General features: G+C 41.6%; 13 protein-coding genes. 8 read left to right on the top strand and 5 right to left on the bottom strand.

Annotated features, from left to right (window positions below; genetic code table 11):
• Window positions 1–40: 40 nt before the first annotated feature.
• On the bottom strand, window positions 41–1879 hold the full coding sequence (locus KSX81_RS02395) for an RluA family pseudouridine synthase (protein WP_217725787.1): 1839 nt from the start codon (window positions 1877–1879) through the stop codon (window positions 41–43).
• A 119-nt stretch (window positions 1880–1998) separates the two neighbouring features.
• On the opposite strand from KSX81_RS02395, the gene KSX81_RS02390 reads away from it, so the two are divergent.
• Both KSX81_RS02390 and KSX81_RS02385 read left to right on the top strand, forming a co-directional pair.
• Window positions 1999–2526 carry an SGNH/GDSL hydrolase family protein gene (locus KSX81_RS02390; RefSeq protein ID WP_008651245.1) on the top strand — a complete coding sequence of 176 codons (528 nt, stop codon included), beginning with the start codon at window positions 1999–2001 and terminating at the stop codon, window positions 2524–2526.
• 120 nt (window positions 2527–2646) lie between these two features.
• Window positions 2647–3111, top strand: coding sequence for a MaoC family dehydratase (locus KSX81_RS02385; RefSeq protein ID WP_004308264.1), 465 nt, complete (start codon window positions 2647–2649; stop codon window positions 3109–3111).
• A gap of 115 nt (window positions 3112–3226) precedes the next feature.
• On the opposite strand, the gene KSX81_RS02380 is transcribed toward KSX81_RS02385, so the two are convergent.
• Window positions 3227–4207 (bottom strand): linear amide C-N hydrolase, encoded by a 981-nt coding sequence (locus tag KSX81_RS02380; protein WP_217725788.1) that lies wholly within the window; start codon window positions 4205–4207, stop codon window positions 3227–3229.
• Between the two features lie 158 nt (window positions 4208–4365).
• On the opposite strand from KSX81_RS02380, the gene KSX81_RS02375 reads away from it, so the two are divergent.
• Window positions 4366–5040, top strand: coding sequence for a MarC family protein (locus KSX81_RS02375; protein ID WP_217725789.1), 675 nt, complete (start codon window positions 4366–4368; stop codon window positions 5038–5040).
• 70 nt (window positions 5041–5110) lie between these two features.
• On the opposite strand, the gene KSX81_RS02370 is transcribed toward KSX81_RS02375, so the two are convergent.
• From KSX81_RS02370 to bla, 3 genes are all read right to left on the bottom strand, one after another.
• Window positions 5111–5635, bottom strand: coding sequence for a hypothetical protein (locus KSX81_RS02370; protein ID WP_217724819.1), 525 nt, complete (start codon window positions 5633–5635; stop codon window positions 5111–5113).
• Between the two features lie 21 nt (window positions 5636–5656).
• A complete protein-coding gene (locus KSX81_RS02365) occupies window positions 5657–7069 on the bottom strand; it encodes a GNAT family N-acetyltransferase (protein ID WP_217725790.1) in 1413 nt (470 codons plus the stop codon).
• Between the two features lie 71 nt (window positions 7070–7140).
• The gene (bla, locus tag KSX81_RS02360; RefSeq protein WP_217725791.1) at window positions 7141–8022 is read right to left on the bottom strand and encodes a class A beta-lactamase, subclass A2; all 882 of its coding nucleotides are present in this window, start codon (window positions 8020–8022) and stop codon (window positions 7141–7143) included.
• Between the two features lie 286 nt (window positions 8023–8308).
• Here bla and KSX81_RS02355 point away from each other — a divergent pair, with 286 nt between their 5' ends.
• From KSX81_RS02355 to KSX81_RS02335, 5 genes are read left to right on the top strand one after another with little or no spacing between them, the layout of a single operon-like run.
• Entirely contained in the window at window positions 8309–9505 is a 1197-nt protein-coding gene (locus tag KSX81_RS02355) for a hypothetical protein (RefSeq protein WP_004320669.1), read from the top strand.
• A gap of 29 nt (window positions 9506–9534) precedes the next feature.
• The gene (locus tag KSX81_RS02350; RefSeq protein WP_217725792.1) at window positions 9535–10086 is read left to right on the top strand and encodes a condensin complex protein MksE; all 552 of its coding nucleotides are present in this window, start codon (window positions 9535–9537) and stop codon (window positions 10084–10086) included.
• On the top strand, window positions 10070–13735 hold the full coding sequence (locus KSX81_RS02345; protein WP_217725793.1) for an ATP-binding protein: 3666 nt from the start codon (window positions 10070–10072) through the stop codon (window positions 13733–13735). The genes KSX81_RS02350 and KSX81_RS02345 overlap by 17 nt, the downstream gene beginning before the upstream one ends.
• Complete coding sequence (locus KSX81_RS02340; protein ID WP_195365682.1) at window positions 13732–14592, top strand: hypothetical protein; 861 nt, start codon at window positions 13732–13734, stop codon at window positions 14590–14592. The genes KSX81_RS02345 and KSX81_RS02340 overlap by 4 nt, the downstream gene beginning before the upstream one ends.
• A 9-nt stretch (window positions 14593–14601) precedes the next feature.
• Window positions 14602–16356, top strand: a complete 1755-nt coding sequence (locus KSX81_RS02335) for an SWIM zinc finger domain-containing protein (RefSeq protein WP_217725794.1) — start codon at window positions 14602–14604, stop codon at window positions 16354–16356.
• The last annotated feature ends 11 nt before the right edge of the window (window positions 16357–16367 follow it).

Raw genomic sequence — 16367 nt, 5'->3', positions numbered from 1 at the left:
CCCTATATACATTTCAAAAAGAATTTGGTTCATGGCTTAATCATATTTTTTTATGGAAATCGGCCTCTTTCTGTATGCAGAGAATGTCTCCGTATATGGGATGGCGGAACTCTATATATTCGGCATGGAGGTATAGTCTGTCTGCTTTCTTTCCGTAGAGTTCGTCTCCAAGTATGGGGCATCCCAAGCCTTCCGGATGGGCGGCGTGTACTCTTAACTGATGTGTGCGTCCGGTCAATGGATAGAAGACAATCCGGGTGTATTTTCTTGACTCATTGATATTCCTTTCTGATTCATCAATCCTGTTTGATTCGTTGAAAGTGTTTTCAGATTCACTGGTAATTCTTTCAGACTCACTGATGATCTGATATTCTGTAATCGCTTCTTTCCCGTGTTCGCTACTAACCATTTGTCGAGGACGGTCGAGAGGATTCAGACAAAGAGGGAGTTCGATTCTTCCTGTATTTCCTGTTCTTTCTGCTTTTGCTGTTTTTTTTGTTGATACAGTTTCCTTTGCTATTAATATAGCTTTCTCTGTTATTGGCTTTGTCTCCTTCTCTGTTTTTATTATCGCCCCATCCAGCACAGCCACATAGCGTTTCTTGATACTTCTGTTTGCAAATTGTGCCTGTAAATCCTGATGTACCTCTTTTGTTTTGGCAACGAGCAATAATCCTGAAGTAGCCATATCGAGCCGGTGTACAATCATAGGACCGGTAGCTTCGGGATATTTTTTCTTCAAACGATGATAGACTGAATCTCTGTCCTCTGCTTTTCCCGGAACGGACAACATCCCTGCCGGTTTATTGACTACCAGTAACCATTCATCCTCAAACACGATTTCTAGTTCTTCCTCTTCATGAACAGGATTCAGCAGTGGATTTTCGTCTACCTCCAATCCTTGCAACATGTGTTGCAGAATCGGTTCGCACTTCCCTTTGCAGGAAGGATAATAATATCCGTGATGCCGGATTTCGTTTTTAGGAGAGTCGCCCCACCAGAATTCAGCCATAGCCAATGGCTTTAATTGATGAAGATACGCATATTGCAATAACTTAGGCAAAGCACATTCACCCGCACCGGCAGGAGGAACTTTCTGAACCGTTTGCTCGAAAATAGTATATAAGTCTTTCACCTCTCCTTGGGCATTTAGCATCCGGAATTGCTCGAATAATTTTCTTTGTAAAGCTGCTGAACGTTCTTTTCGTTCGGTTTTCAATCGCTCTATTTCAATATCGAAGTGCCTGACTTCCGTTTCGAGCTCTTCCAATCGTTTCTTCCATTCCTTTTCCAATCGTTTGTATTCCGCCTTTTGGTATTGGCTTTCCCGAATCAGGGAGGCTTGTTCTTCTTCGGAAAGCTCGGGAGATGACTGGCGGCGAATCTCTCTTGCCTCCTTTGCCATTTTAAGCTCCGCTTTTGCTTGATTCAAAACAGCTTTAGCCTGTTCTGTTTCTATCTTCCATTTCTCTTTTGAATCGAGATAAGAACTACTGTTTTCCAATTCACGAATACGGATATTAATGGCAGAAATCTGTTCTTCTTCGATTTTGAAGAATCCCTCCGGTTGTAATAGGTCATAAACAGGAGGAACGAAATAAGGATGCAGATTCTTTCCGCCCAGATTGCCGGAGAAAGCTGCAAGATAACCAATCTGATTTTCTTCGTTGTTTGTTATTCCGTTGTCCGTTTGCACAATCAACACTCCAAACATCTTTCCGGAAGCCAATTCCTCTTGCCATTCTTTCCGGCTTGCAATATATTCTTTCACTTCTTCCGCAGCCAACACACACAATGGATGAGGTGTATAATGGAAAGGATAAGTGAATTTCTCCGGCAACGCAAGGTGAGAAACGGGTTTCTTGAAAAAATGTATCATCGGTTTATATATATGAATGAATGTGATTACCTTTGCAAAAGTAACGTAAATCCGCGAATTTTATTCTATATTTGTTTGAGAGTTTGAGTGAGATAACGTGGACGTTTGAATGAAATTGTATGGATAGGATAGAAGAAAAACCAAAATTTGCCTTTCTTGGTAACAGTCACATGGCTTTTTGGGCACTAGATATCTATTTCCCACAATGGGAATGTCTGAACTATGGTGCTCCCGGTGAAGGGCTGGCCTATGTGGAGTCTTTTGCGGTAGACACTTCCGATTGCCAGGTCGTCGTTCAATTCGGAACCAATGATATTTATCAGTTGAACGATGAAAATATAGATGAATATGTAGAGCGTTATGTAAAAGCGGTTCTTGCCGTCCCTTCACTGAAAACATATCTTTTCTGTATTTTTCCGCGTAATGATTATGATGATTACAGTACGGCTGTGAATAAATTTATCCAGATCCTTAACCGGAAGATACACGAAAAATTGCAGGGAACAGATATTGTCTATCTGGACGTATTCAATCGTTTATTGCAGGATGGCAGGCTGAATCCGGAGTTGACTCTCGACGATTTACATTTGAATGGTAAGGGGTATAGTATTCTGACAGAAGCACTGAAACAGGCTTCCGGTTTGTAAAACATACCTAAATACTTCATTCCTTGCTTTTATTTATAAATTTGGTGGCATATCAGTTTATTTTTCCTATTTTTGTCCCCAGTTTAATAGTAAATAACCCCCATAAAAACGATAAGACTTATGGAAAAAGTAATTATCAATTCGTACGAAGAATTCGAAAAACTAGTAGGCCAACAGATAGGTGTTTCCGATTATGTGGAACTCTCGCAGGAACGTATTAATCTTTTTGCTGATGCAACGCTGGATCATCAATGGATTCATGTAGATACGGAACGTGCGAAAGTAGATAGCCCTTATCATAGCACGATTGCTCATGGCTACCTGACATTGTCTATGCTTCCTTATCTGTGGAATCAGATTATCCAGGTAAATAACCTGAAAATGATGATTAACTACGGTATGGACAAAATGAAATTCGGTCAGGCTGTATTGTCAGGACAGAGCATCCGTCTGGTGACTACTTTGCACTCGCTGACTAATCTGCGTGGTGTGGCAAAAGCGGAAATCAAGTTTGCTATCGAAATAAAAGACCAACCAAAGAAGGCGCTGGAAGGAATTGCTGTGTTCCTTTATTATTTCAATTAATGGCAAGCTGTTAAAGAAACAGATTTTATCCCCGGAAATGATCGAAATACGTCTTAAAAGTTAGATACAAAAACTTTTGGGATGTGCTTCAGATGGATCGTTTCCGGGGATAATTTTATCCTTTTACTCCCATAAATCTGAACGGCTGTGCCGGTTTAAACTCTTTCGTTGCATTTCCATGATAAGTTTCACCGTTTGCGATAGATAATTTGAGTACCGGAGCTCCTTCCGACAAGTCTGTTTCCCGTAAGTTTACCCAGAATGTATTAGGTGTCAGACTTGATTCGAAGAAGTAGAGCAAATTCTTACTATCCGATACCGTTCTCCATTGTGTGGTGGAAATTTCCGGAAATTCGGGAGTGGATATGCCATAAGGAACAGAAGTATTACGGATAACGCTGAATACGCTTGCTATGGCTATTCTCACATCATCTGTTTGGGGCAGGGCATTGATATAAAAACTGGCTCTTGCAAAACGGTCGGACGGACGGTTGGTTCCGGGCAGGAAGCTCAATCCTCCTATTGATTTCCAGTATTCGTTTAGTGCCAGTTGCTTGTTGTAGGTAGGGGAGTTGGTCATTACTTTGTACTCCTTGCTGTGGTAAACAGTCAGCTTTCCACCCGTATATTCGAATATCGCACAATCGCCCGTTGCGTCGGAAATAGATAAATGCAAGGTTGCCAGGCGGGAACCATCCGGCATCAGGTCCGATACCACTTGGAAAGTGTTTTCATCAATGAAAGCGACAGCCTCGTCTACGGTGGCGAAGTTATCCAGCATATATTGCACCCATGCAGTAATGGCAAGTCCCGGTTTGCTTTGATCCCTGATCGGATATTCTGCTTCGGGCAACCATAATAGATTGGCAACCAAACCTTTCTCATTCATCCCGTCTGTGCTGGCAATCTCGAAAGCCGAAGTTACCACACTGCCATACTTGGACGTCCATTTCAGGGAGTTGGCTCCCGTTTCTCCATTTCTTTCCATACCTTTGGGAAATACCCAAAGATTACTGTGCATTTCTGTTTTCCAATCCATAGACCGGCCGGTTGCCACCATTCCATTCTTTCCCGAATAAACGACTCTTGTACACATAATTTTAATTTCTAGTTAAAGGTTTATTATAAGCTGCTTTTACAGGGAATCCAACGGATGCGAATTCATTCCGCAAAAGCGTATTCTGAAAACAATAACGTTCCATTTATGTTTTAGATAAGTATCAGATATTAATAAAGTATCAAAAAACAGGAATTATGTCATTAAGCAATCTTCTCATCATATTTTCGTCATCGTTTATGGCGCTGTTTCCGGTGATAAATCCTCTGGGAAATGGTTTTGTCGTCAATGGATTCTTTACAGACCTCGATCCTCAACAACGGAAAGCAGCTATTCAGAAACTGACGTTCAATTTTATAATGATTGGTGTCGGGACGTTGGTGATAGGGCATCTGTTTCTATTGATTTTCGGTTTGGCTATTCCCGTTATTCAGTTGGGAGGCGGAATACTGATTTGTAAAACGGCAATGGAACTGTTGGGCGATTCGGGTTCGTCTGATAAAGAAGAAGCCAGTAAGAATGTAGACGGCTTCAGATGGAAAAACATCGAGCAGAAGATATTTTATCCCATCACGTTTCCTATCAGTATCGGGCCGGGCAGTATATCGGTTATCTTTACTTTGATGGCGTCTGCCAGTGTTAAAGGCAAATTGTTGCAAACTGGGATTAATTATTTGGTCATTGCACTTGTTATTATTTGTATGGCGGCCATCTTTTATGTATTCCTTTCGCAAGGGCAGAGGTTTATTCAGAGGTTGGGACCGGTGGGAAATCAAATTATTAATAAGCTCGTTGCTTTTTTCACTTTCTGCATCGGTATTCAGATTTCGGTGACGGGTATATCCCAGATATTCCATCTGAATATACTCTAATTGATACGCACATTCTTATTAACAACTAAATTGCATCTTTACTTATTTAAAATGAAGGTGATAAAAACAATCAGCTTTTCTTTGCTTTCATGGCCTTTAAAGTGTTTCTTCGTACAGAACGGATGGCAGGAACCAGCAAGTCGGGCTCCATGATTTCCAGTATGGTACGTAATTCCTGTTGCAGTTCCGGGATGGAGCGCGTCAGTTGATAAGCCAGTTTTATGCAGAGAGATTGCACACCGGGTGGCTCTTCACGGGATATCATGCGTTCCATGCAGAAATCGAGGAAATCCACTCGTGGCGGGTCGGCGGCAGGTTGCTGGCATAGCAGGTTCAGGATCATTCTCCGCTTTCCCGAATGTGGGCAGGTCATAGCGGCGTCAATCAATTCGTCTTGTCTCCGGCTTAACCATTCCACATCTGCTTTTGAGAAATGAGTACATACCCACAATGCCTGATAGGAGACAATGTGGTCTTCGTCGAATATCAGTTGGTAGATTTCTTCTCTAAAACGCTCGTCGTCCTGTATGAAATGGAGTACTTCTCTGATATCTTCAATGTGTACACGTTCGGATAATCTGGCACGTAGGTTCATGTAGCTTTGTTTTTTTGAGAGTTAATCTCTGTTACCGGGATTCGCTTCCGACAGTTGTAAATGAAGGATGGGGAAAGGTTTACCCATGCTGTCCGTTTTATCTCTGCCGATGATCCGGAATCCCAGATGGAGATAGAATTGGAGTGCCCTTTCATTCTGTTCGTTTACGTCAACTTTATCCATCTGTTTTTTGTCTTTTGCGTATTCTACTAGTCGTTTGCCATATCCTTTTCCCTGCTCGTCAGGGTGTACGAACAACATTTCGATCAGTTCATCGCTTAGTCCCATGAAGGCGACTATCTTTCCACTGGCATTGCGGATAACGAAAAGTTCAACGGCGGGTAGATAATGCTTCCGCACCAATGGTTTGTAAAACAGGATATCTTCTTCCGTCAGGAAATCATGTGTGTGACGGACGGACGTTTCCCATACATGAAGGATTTCTTCATAATCTTCCGAAGTAGGTTGGGAGATGCCGGGGAGATAATAACACTGGTGGTCGTAGATATTTCCGTTGTAAGTCAGTTCTGCCTGATGAAGTGTACCTTCGTAGATGAAACCGTTCTTTTTCAGTACTTTCTGCGAACGTTTGTTGTGCGGATAACAGGTAGCTGTGATGAGGCTAAGCCGCAATTCTTCAAAGCCATAGTTGAGGACACCCTGCACTGCTTCGGTCATGTATCCTTTGCCCCAATAAGATTCGTCGAGCCAGTAACCCAACATTCTCACTTGCGGATTTTCGCGTTTAGGGTCGGGGATGATTCCTACGGAACCGATTAGCTGTTTCGTATCTTTTAGTATCACTGCCCATATCCCCTCTTGGTTGATAAATGTGGAATGAAGTATCCGGCGGGATTCATCCAACGTACGATGGGGCGGCCATCCGGCATTGTTTCCCAAATTCGGGTTCTGGCAGCAAGCGAAAAATGTTTCTGCATCTCTTTCTTCGAAAGGGCGGAGAAATAAACGTTCTGTATGGAGCGTCACGGGGGGAATACTTTCTATTTCAGTTTCCTGTCTTGCTTTGTTTTTCGATTCGTTTGCTGTTTTCCGATATACGCACTCAATCCGGTTTCCGTCAGGATCGAGGACTACACTTTCAAAGTATCCGTCTCCCGAAGTACGCGGCTCGCCGGCGATGGTATATCCTTCCGAACGCATTTGTTCGGTGAAGCGTAATACTTCTTCCTGGCTGGGGAAGGTGAAAGCAAAGTGTGTCAGTCCAACCCTGTTTTCTTCAATGGGAGTGTTCTGTACATCTGTACGACTCATCAGTTCCAAGTCTGTTCCCTCTCCAAAAGAGATAAAATAGGACTCGAATCCTTTCTTGGGATTGATATATTTTTCGTTGCTTTTTCCTCCGAAGAAGCGGACATAGAACTCTTTTAGTTCTTCCAGACGAAAAGTCCAGATAGCGATATGATGTAGTTTCATATAAATGAATTTTCTAATTTCTATTACTTTGTTTCTATCTTCATTTGTACCGAACGTACTTTGTCTCCATCTTAATGCTGCATTATATATTCGTAAACGATACGGGAAATATTAGCGATAATCTTACTGTTCGCCTGATTATTTTCTTCAGAATCCTTCACGAAGGCAGCTATACTATAAGTACGTCCACCGGGCAAAAGAACGAAACCGATGTCATTACAACCGATTTGTTGTCCTTTCGCATTAAGATCTCCAGTTCCGGTTTTATGACCTACGGTTACTTTTTTGTCGAGCAACGGAGCAACCAGACGGTCTTGTCCGGTTTGACATTCTACCATTGTTTGAAATATGAAGTCTTTGTACACTTTGGGAAACAATGGCTTCTTACGGAATATTTCCACTAATTCGGCTACGGCTAACGGAGTAGTCCAGTTTTCATAACATAGGTTCAAGTCTTCGTGCATGGCAGTTTCCGTACCGGCAATGGCACATTCCCGAATTCCCAGTGAATGGATATACTTGTTTACGGCATCCGGACCTCCCTGATAATCAAAAAGAATATCGCAGGCATTGTTGTCACTCTGTTGGAGTGTATATTTTAGCAGGTCGGCAATACTCATTTCAATTCCGCCCTGCGGATATTTATCCCGTAGCGGACTGTAAGTATCTGGCTTTAAATCCGATTTTTTAATGGGTAACCGGGTTTCCAGCGATTGCCTCTGTTTTCCCATATAATCGGCCAATGCTAATGCTTGATGAAACTTGAATACGCTCATCAGTGGATAGTGAATATCATTATTGACAGTTATCGTATCTTTCCCATCAATGATGACGGCTATTCCTATTTCGGCCTTCTTTCCCTTGATGGCTTCTTTCAACTGTGTCTCAAGTTGAGTTTGTCGGGCAAACAGGAGGGTGGGGACTAAACAAAGAAATACTATGAATGAACGCATAATCAATTTCTCTTTTAACGGGTTACTAATTCTCTATTGAAATCATATTTTCTGTTGAAGTCACAAAGGTATAAATAGTAATTGCCTTTGCAAATTCTTACTTGAAATTTATAGTTGTATAATGAATATGTAGAGTTAGTTTCTTAATTTTTGTAGTAATAAAAATATTGATACAGAAATTAGGTTTACTATTTCATTTATGTTATTTTTGTGATATCTTATTACTGAAATATATACTATGTAAATATTTGGAAGTAGTAACACACCATTAAAAGACAAAACTAATATGAGCACTTTTCGTTCTATAGAAGAACTTGTCAAAAGTCTGGACCGGGAGAAAGAACTCTTGAAAGAAATGTTTGCTAAACGGAAATCTCTTTCGTTCCGTTATGATTATGCGCTTGAAATGACGGAGTACAAAGAAGAGCGTATCCGCTATCTGATAGACTATGGAGTCATCCGGGACACTGGCGACTTCCTTGAAATGGAGGATATTTATCTGAAATTCTTTGAAGATGTGCTCGAAGTAAATGAAGAAATCAATGTATCTTTCGTGCAGGATTACCTGACACGACTGAATGAAAACATTGACTATTACTTGAAAGAGAATAACGAACAACGTAAATACAACTACCAGCGTGAAGTGAAACGCTGCCTGAAAAACATCGCTCTGACTACAGTCCGCAATGTGATGGATCTGAAAAGAAACATGGATAATACCTATAAGAACGAACCTAATTATAAGATAAAAAAGACCAAACTTGTCCGCCTCGATGAGAAACGGAATAATATTGCTCTGCTGATTCGTAAAAGTGAGGAATTGATAGACTACGGACAGCCTGTTTTCTTCCGGGTGGCGATGGACGTACAAATGCGGAATGTAGTAAGTGACGTAAAACTTCAGCTAAATGACTCGTATCATAATCTGATTGAAATCCAGAAACAAATCATTCATTATCTGAATCTGATAGATTATCAGAACCGTATCTTTGAGAAAGTAAAGAAGTTGAAGTACTTGAAAGACCAGTTCTTGTTGGAAGAACATACAAGTATCCGTTCTGTTGCCGCACAAAAAAATCCTGTCTGGATGGAGCCGCAGGTCGGTTATCGCATCAAGCTTTCCATTGATAATCTACGGACTTCCGATGAGGCTTTTCAGATTTTGAAGAAACTTGTCGCGCGGCAGAGAAATTCTCCGAAAGGAATGAAACAACTGGCAGATGCCATTCCGGAAGGATACCTGGATGGGCAGTCGCAAATGATAGATACCGTAAACTTGCAGGAGGTGCATAATTCATTTATGGCGTCCAGCACCCATCTGTTCTCTTTTGTGATGAACTATCGCTACCGGAAAGAGGTGACACGTGGAGAGAAATTAATCTTTTTCTGCCAACTGGCGTCACAGTATGCCGACGAACTTCGCTTTACGGATACTTATGAAATCTCCGACGAAGTGGAATACCCTTTAATATATGCCAAATAATGTATGCTGAATACTAAAAACAGATGACCATGAAATACACTGAAGAGATATTTAATATACTTAGCAAAGGGGGATTTATTTCTTCCAATAGTGTCTCTACCCAAGTGAAACGCTTGTATGATGCCATTGAGGAAGATTTGCCCGATTATTATGATTACTACAAAGGCATCGGTTTTTATCTGGAAGGCGGTGACGGTTATTACTACTTTACTCGCAAGGAATCGAAAGTCGATTTGGAACGTAAACTGGAAGCAATTCAGAAGTGGATTGATTACTTGAGTTTCCTGAAAACCTATCATTCGGCATTCGGCCCGGGCTTTCTGTTTCGTGCTGCTGATATTGAGATTCAGATAGGATGCGATATCGAACTGAAAGAAAAGGCAACCAAACTGTTCTCGGATAAGAAGAAATATGATGAAGTTGTCGGCAAACTGTTGAAAGAACTGGAGAGTATAGGACTGATAGAGAAAGAAAACGAACTTGACGGGATGTATAAAGTATTGTCGGCTTTCCATTATATGGAGGACTTGGTTGATTGTATCACAATTTCAGAGGAGGTGCAAGATGAGATACCTGAATAAGATTATTTTTCTGAACAGTGCCCATATTCCGTATGCGGAAGTGAAGTTGGATGGGAACGTACATTTTATAGGTACGCAAGGTGTCGGTAAGAGTACGCTGCTCCGTGCCATCCTATTCTTTTATAATGCTGACAAACTAAGACTAGGCATTCCGAAGGAGAAGAAAAGCTTCGATGCTTTTTACTTTCCATACGCCAATTCTTACATTATCTATGAAGTGATGCGGGAGAATGGGGCGTATTGTGTGGTAGCTGCCAAATCCCAGGGACGGGTGTTTTTCCGTTTTATTGATGCGCCATTCCAACAGGACTGGTTCATTGACGAACACAATGTGGTACATTCCGAGTGGGGACGCATCCGCGAACATATCGGTTCGAAGATTCAGATTACTGCACAAGTGACTAGCTATGAAATGTATCGGGACATTATTTTCGGTAATAACCGCAAGCATGAAATGATACCTTACCGCAAGTTTGCCATTGTGGAAAGTGCAAAATATCAGAATATTCCCCGTACGATACAGAACGTCTTTTTAAATTCCAAACTGGATGCTGACTTTATAAAAGATACCATTATCCGTTCGATGAGTGATGAGGATATTTCTGTTGATTTGGACTTCTATCGTAGCCAGATAAAGGAATTCGAGCAGGAATACAGGGACGTGATGCTTTGGTTTAAGAACAAGAATGGAGAAGTGCCTGTCCGGAAGATGGCGGAGAAAGTAATGAACGCCTATCGTGACTTGATTTATACCCAAAAGCAGATTGGTGAAGGGCGTGCGGAGCTTAACTTTGCGGAGAAACAGGCTTTGCATGAGATTCCGTTAGTGAAGGAAGAACAGGCTAAAGCGGAGACGGAACGTGAACGGTTGCTGCGGCTTATGGGTGAACTGCAACAAAAGTACACCAATGAGCGTGATGGCTTGATTAGGGATATAGGTATAATAAGCGATTTGCTCAAAAAGATACGTGAGAAACGTCTGCATTACGAGCAGATGCAGATTGAAGAAATCATCAAACGGGTATCTTGCGAAGAACTACTGATTCAGGAACTTGAACAAGTCCGGAATATGAAATCGGAACTGACAAGGGCTTATGAGGATGTATTGAGTAAGTACCGATTGTTGTTTGAAAAACTGGAAGCTGATTTCCGTACTTTTGAGAATAGCCAGCAAGCACGGATAAATGCTCGGAATGCGGAGATTGCCGGCAAGCAGGAAGAATTGATGCAACAACTTCGTGTGGAAGAAGAGAAAGTAAGGGCAACGCAAGAAGAGAAAGTGCAGACTGTGGATAATCGTATCCGGCAGTTGCGCGACGAACAGGCACAGTGTAACCTGAAACTTCAAAAGGTGAAATACGAACATCCCCATCAAAAGGAAATGTCCGATTGTGAAGACGGCATCAACGAACTGCGCAAAAAGGACAAGGAACTGGAACATAGCATCCGTCAGCAACAAGGAGAAATAAAGCAGTTGAGGCAGGAGTGTGAATGGAAAGTGGAAAAATTGAAATGGGAATTTCAGGCAAAGATGGAGACCGTTCGTAAAGAACGGAGCGCGATTGAAGAACAGTTACAAACATTGGATGCCTTGATTGAGAAACGAAAAGGTTCTTTGTGTGAATGGCTGGAGAAGAACAAACCGGATTGGCAGGAGACGATAGGTAAGGTGGCGGATGAGGAACTGGTGTTGTACAACAATGAACTACAACCTCAATTAGTGAATAAGGAAGCTACTTTGTTCGGTGTTTCACTCAATCTGACAGCAATCGAGCGTTCTGTCCGCACTCCCGAGGAAATGAAGCAGGAGCGCGACAGGCAACAAGCAGCCCGGCAGCTCTGTACCGACCGTCTCACCCGATTGGCAGAAGAAGAGGGGGAAGCTGTTTCTTCTTTGGAGAAGAAGTATTCGAAGCAAATACATAGTATTTTGGAAGAACAACATCTGATGGAAGCTGAGCGAATGCAGATTCCAGCAAAATTGAAGAATTTGCAGGCCGATTACGCCTCATGGAAGACGAAGGAAGAGGAATGGAAAAGAGGATGTACAGAAGAATTGCAGGCGCAACTGAATGAAATCGGCCATCGTCTTTATGTGGCGGAAGGAGAGAAGGAGAAGCATTTGGCGGAACGGGAAAAACTGTTGAAAGCCTGCCGGAAAGTGTATAATGACGGCAGGACTGAATTCCGGAAGGAACTGGAGGAGTGTGTTGCCGGCATTCAGCAAGAGATAGAGCGGATGAAACAGCAAATTGTAGAGCGGAAAAAGGAATTGAAGCAGGCGCAGGAGAATGAATTGAATGGGAAGGGTGCTGATACGGTCACTATCCGCAAGTATGATGACAGGCTTGCCGAAATAAATAAAGAATTGGATTATATAGGTAGATCCCGCCCGCAAGTTCTTTATTATGAAAGAGACAAGGAGGAACTGTTTGATAAAGAACCTGCTACGCGAAGTCGGAAGAAAGAACAGGATGCGAAGCTAGTTGCATTGGACGAACGTTTCGCTCTGAAAAAGGAGAAGTTGCAGATTCAGAAAAAAGGGGCGGACGAGCATCTTGAGCGGATTAGCAAAGAATTGCACTTATTGGAGGACGGGTTGAATAAAGTGGATATGTTCCGGAAAGATGAAACTTTTTGTCCGCCTTCTGTGACAGAAATAGGAGAGAAGCCTACCCGGAAAAATTGCGATGTTATTGTGGAAGAGTTGAAGTCGCTCATCGTATCCACTATCAGAAAAACAGAAGAATTCAAGAAAGCGGTGACGCAGTTCAATGGAAACTTCTCGTCAAAAAACACGTTTCATTTCCGTACGGAACTGGTTGGAGAACAGGATTACTACGATTTCGCTTCCAATCTGTGCGAGTTTGTGGATAATGATAAGATTTCCGACTATCAGAAACATATCAGTGAACGGTATACAGATATAATCCGCCGAATTTCGCAGGAAGTGGGAGGACTGACCCGTAATGAAAGCGAGATACACAGAACAATAAAGGATATCAACGACGATTTTGTCAAGCGGAATTTTGCCGGAGTAATAAAGGAAATAGCTCTTCGCCCGCTTCAGAGCAGCGATAAACTGATGCAGCTATTGCTGGAGATTAAACGGTTTAGTGATGAGAACCAATATAATATGGGAAAGGTTGACTTGTTCTCGCAGGATTCCCGTGAAGATGTCAATGCGGTGGTTGTCCAGCATTTGTTGTCGTTTATGAAATTCCTGCTTGACGAGCCGGGACGCAGACGGTTGGCGCTTGCCGATACATTCAAACTGGAGTTCCGCGTGAAAGAGAATGATAACGATACGGGATGGGTGGAGAAGATTGCCAATGTAGGTTCTGACGGCACGGATATTCTGGTAAAAGCAATGGTCAATATCATGCTGATTAATGTGTTCAAAGAAAAGGCGTCACGTAAGTTTGGTGACTTTAAAATCCATTGTATGATGGATGAAATAGGCAAGTTACACCCCAACAATGTGAAAGGTATTTTGGACTTTGCCAATTGCCGGAATATTTTGTTGGTAAACAGTTCTCCCACTACTTACAATGTGGAAGACTATCGTTATACCTATTTATTGAGTAAAGACGGGCGGTCAAATACCCAGGTTGTCCCATTGTTAACCTATAATAAGATAGAAAAATGAGTGGCAGTTTATTTACATTGGCGATGGCGAGGCTGGTTCTGAAAATGCTGGGCGGCGAGCTCATACCTTACACAAAGTTTGATGGACTGATAGCAAATAGATTAATGGATGAGGGAATCATCACTATTGTTCCCCGAGGGAGTAAGCGTAGTTTTCGTATGATTGACCCGGAAGGATGCCGTATCTACATCTCCCAGAATTATACTTCCGGCATGGAGCTGGAAGATTGGATTGAGATGAAGAACTGTCCGGATGAAGTGTTACGTTCGGAGCAAGTGGCGAAGGCGGGGGACTCTAAATTGAGATATACTCGTACGTTCAAAGGTTTTCTCCTCAATTGTTATACGCCTATAGAAGCTACGTTTCATGGCGAACCATGTGTGCTTTCTCCCTTGCAAGGCACTTCTATTTTCATGCAGGATTACGAATATTTTCGTATTCCTGAAGATGTTGTAGTAGTGGGTATAGAGAATGGAGAAAATTTCCAGCATATCCGTGCCCAAAAGTACTTGTTTGAAGGAATGAAAGTTCTTTTCGTGTCCCGTTATCCGCAATCGAAGGATTTGTGTAACTGGCTAAAGATAATCCCCAATCGCTATATTCATTTCGGAGACATAGATTTGGCTGGCATTTCTATCTTTTTAAATGAATTCTATGTAAAATTGGGCAATCGTGCGGAATTTTTCATTCCTGCGGATGTGAAGAAACGCCTCAAGGACGGAAACCGGCAGCTTTATGATAATCAGTATTTGCGTTATAGGGCTATGTTGGTTTCTGACGAACGTTTAAGACCATTGGTGGCAATGATTCATAAATATGGGAAAGCGTATGAACAAGAAGGATATATAAAGTATTAAATTAGTCATATGATTACGCTGGATAATTTTGAGAACTTTGTCCCCTATAAGATATTGATGCGCGGGGAAGAGTATTATGATACAGATGCCGTTTCCGAACTGGAAGAAACCTCACCCGGTGAATGGACTGCAACCGTAGAGGGAACGGATGATTATAATGTAGAAATATCTATGAACGGAAAGGAAGTAGAATCCTGGTACTGTGATTGTCCGTATGATGGAGAAATCTGCAAGCATGTCGTGGCAGCACTTCTGGCAATTCGTGATAATAATAAACGAGTAAGTCGTAGTGCATTTTCAAAAATGAGAATAGTTACAAAGGAAGAAGAGGTTGTACAGCCCAATGTGGACATCAAACAATTGCTGTCATTCATTAGTCCGCAAGAAATTTCTACATTTATCAGTGAATATGCCTCAACGAATCCGGAATTTAAGGCAGCGTTTTTGAAGCGTTTTATATTCAAGGAATCGTCTTCGACATCAAAGGGAAAAGATTATAGAATGGAAATCCAAAAGATTTTTAATAGTTTCGGTGACAGTAAAAAGTCTCGTTATCATAATCGTTATAATGATTACAGTCGTGATTGGGAAACTGTTTTCAATCAAATGGATATTTATCTGAAGAAAGCAGACTTCTTTTTGAGTCTGGGAGATATGGATAGTACTATTGCCATAGCTCTTCAAACACTTCGTTCTATCGGTGAGAATTATGAGGATGAATTACTATATATTGACGATGATGATGACTTTGGCACTTCCCTTTATTGTGAGCATGCAGGAGGTTTACTCATGAAAGTGGTTGGACATCCTAAAACAACTCAGAAACAAAAGACGGATATTCTACAGGAATTACGTCAGATTGCTGAAATATCTACTTATCGAAATTACGGAATCTATGATATAGATGAACTTATGATGCAAATCAATCTTTCGATTCAGCCGACAGAAAAAGCCTTGGAATTGATTGATGGACTTCTTGAAACAAGAAAGGACACTCATGATTTATATCAGTTAGTTCTTCGCAAAGTCAACTTGTTATTGGAGCAGAATGAAGAGCAAAAAGCGAATGAAACGATCCGCCAATATCTTTATCTGACTGAAATACGGGAGATGGAGGTTGAAAAATTGATTGTCTGTTGCCAATACGATGAAGCCATCCGTTTGCTGGATGAAGGAATAGAGATTGCGAAAGAAGAGATATATCCCGGTACCGATAGTAAATGGTTGGAAATAAAACTGAAGATTTACGAGACGACCAACCGGACTTCCGAAGTAGTTGATACATGTCGTCTATTGTTTGTGACAGGCAGGGATAAACTGACATATTACAATAAACTCAAAACTCTGATTCCGAAAGAACAATGGAAGAATTTTCTGGATGCGATGATGAAGGAAACAGAATTTAGTAACTATTTTTCTTTCGGTGGAAGTGCTGAAGCTGATATCTATGTGAAAGAACAGGATAATGAGCGTCTGTTCACCTTGTTGTCATCAACTAGATATGATCAACTGGAAGCATTGATGCGGTATGCTCATTATTTGAAGGATACTCATTCGGAACAGCTGATTGCTATGTATACTTCTTCGTTGAATGACTATGCCGAACGGAAAATGGGACGGAGGAATTATGAATTTATCGCACAAGTGTTACCGTGCATACATAAACTAAAGGGAGGACAGGCTGCGGTGAAAAACATAGTAGCGGAATTTCGGATAAAATATAAACGTCGTCCGGCAATGATGGAAGTGTTGAAGGATTTTTGAAAAGATTTTAT

This window comes from Bacteroides sp. MSK.18.37 (assembly GCF_019129155.2).
Classification (GTDB): Bacteria; Bacteroidota; Bacteroidia; order Bacteroidales; family Bacteroidaceae; genus Bacteroides; species Bacteroides ovatus.
The sequence above is the reverse complement of the archived record's forward strand: the minus strand, read 5'-3'. Positions and strand labels throughout refer to the sequence as shown.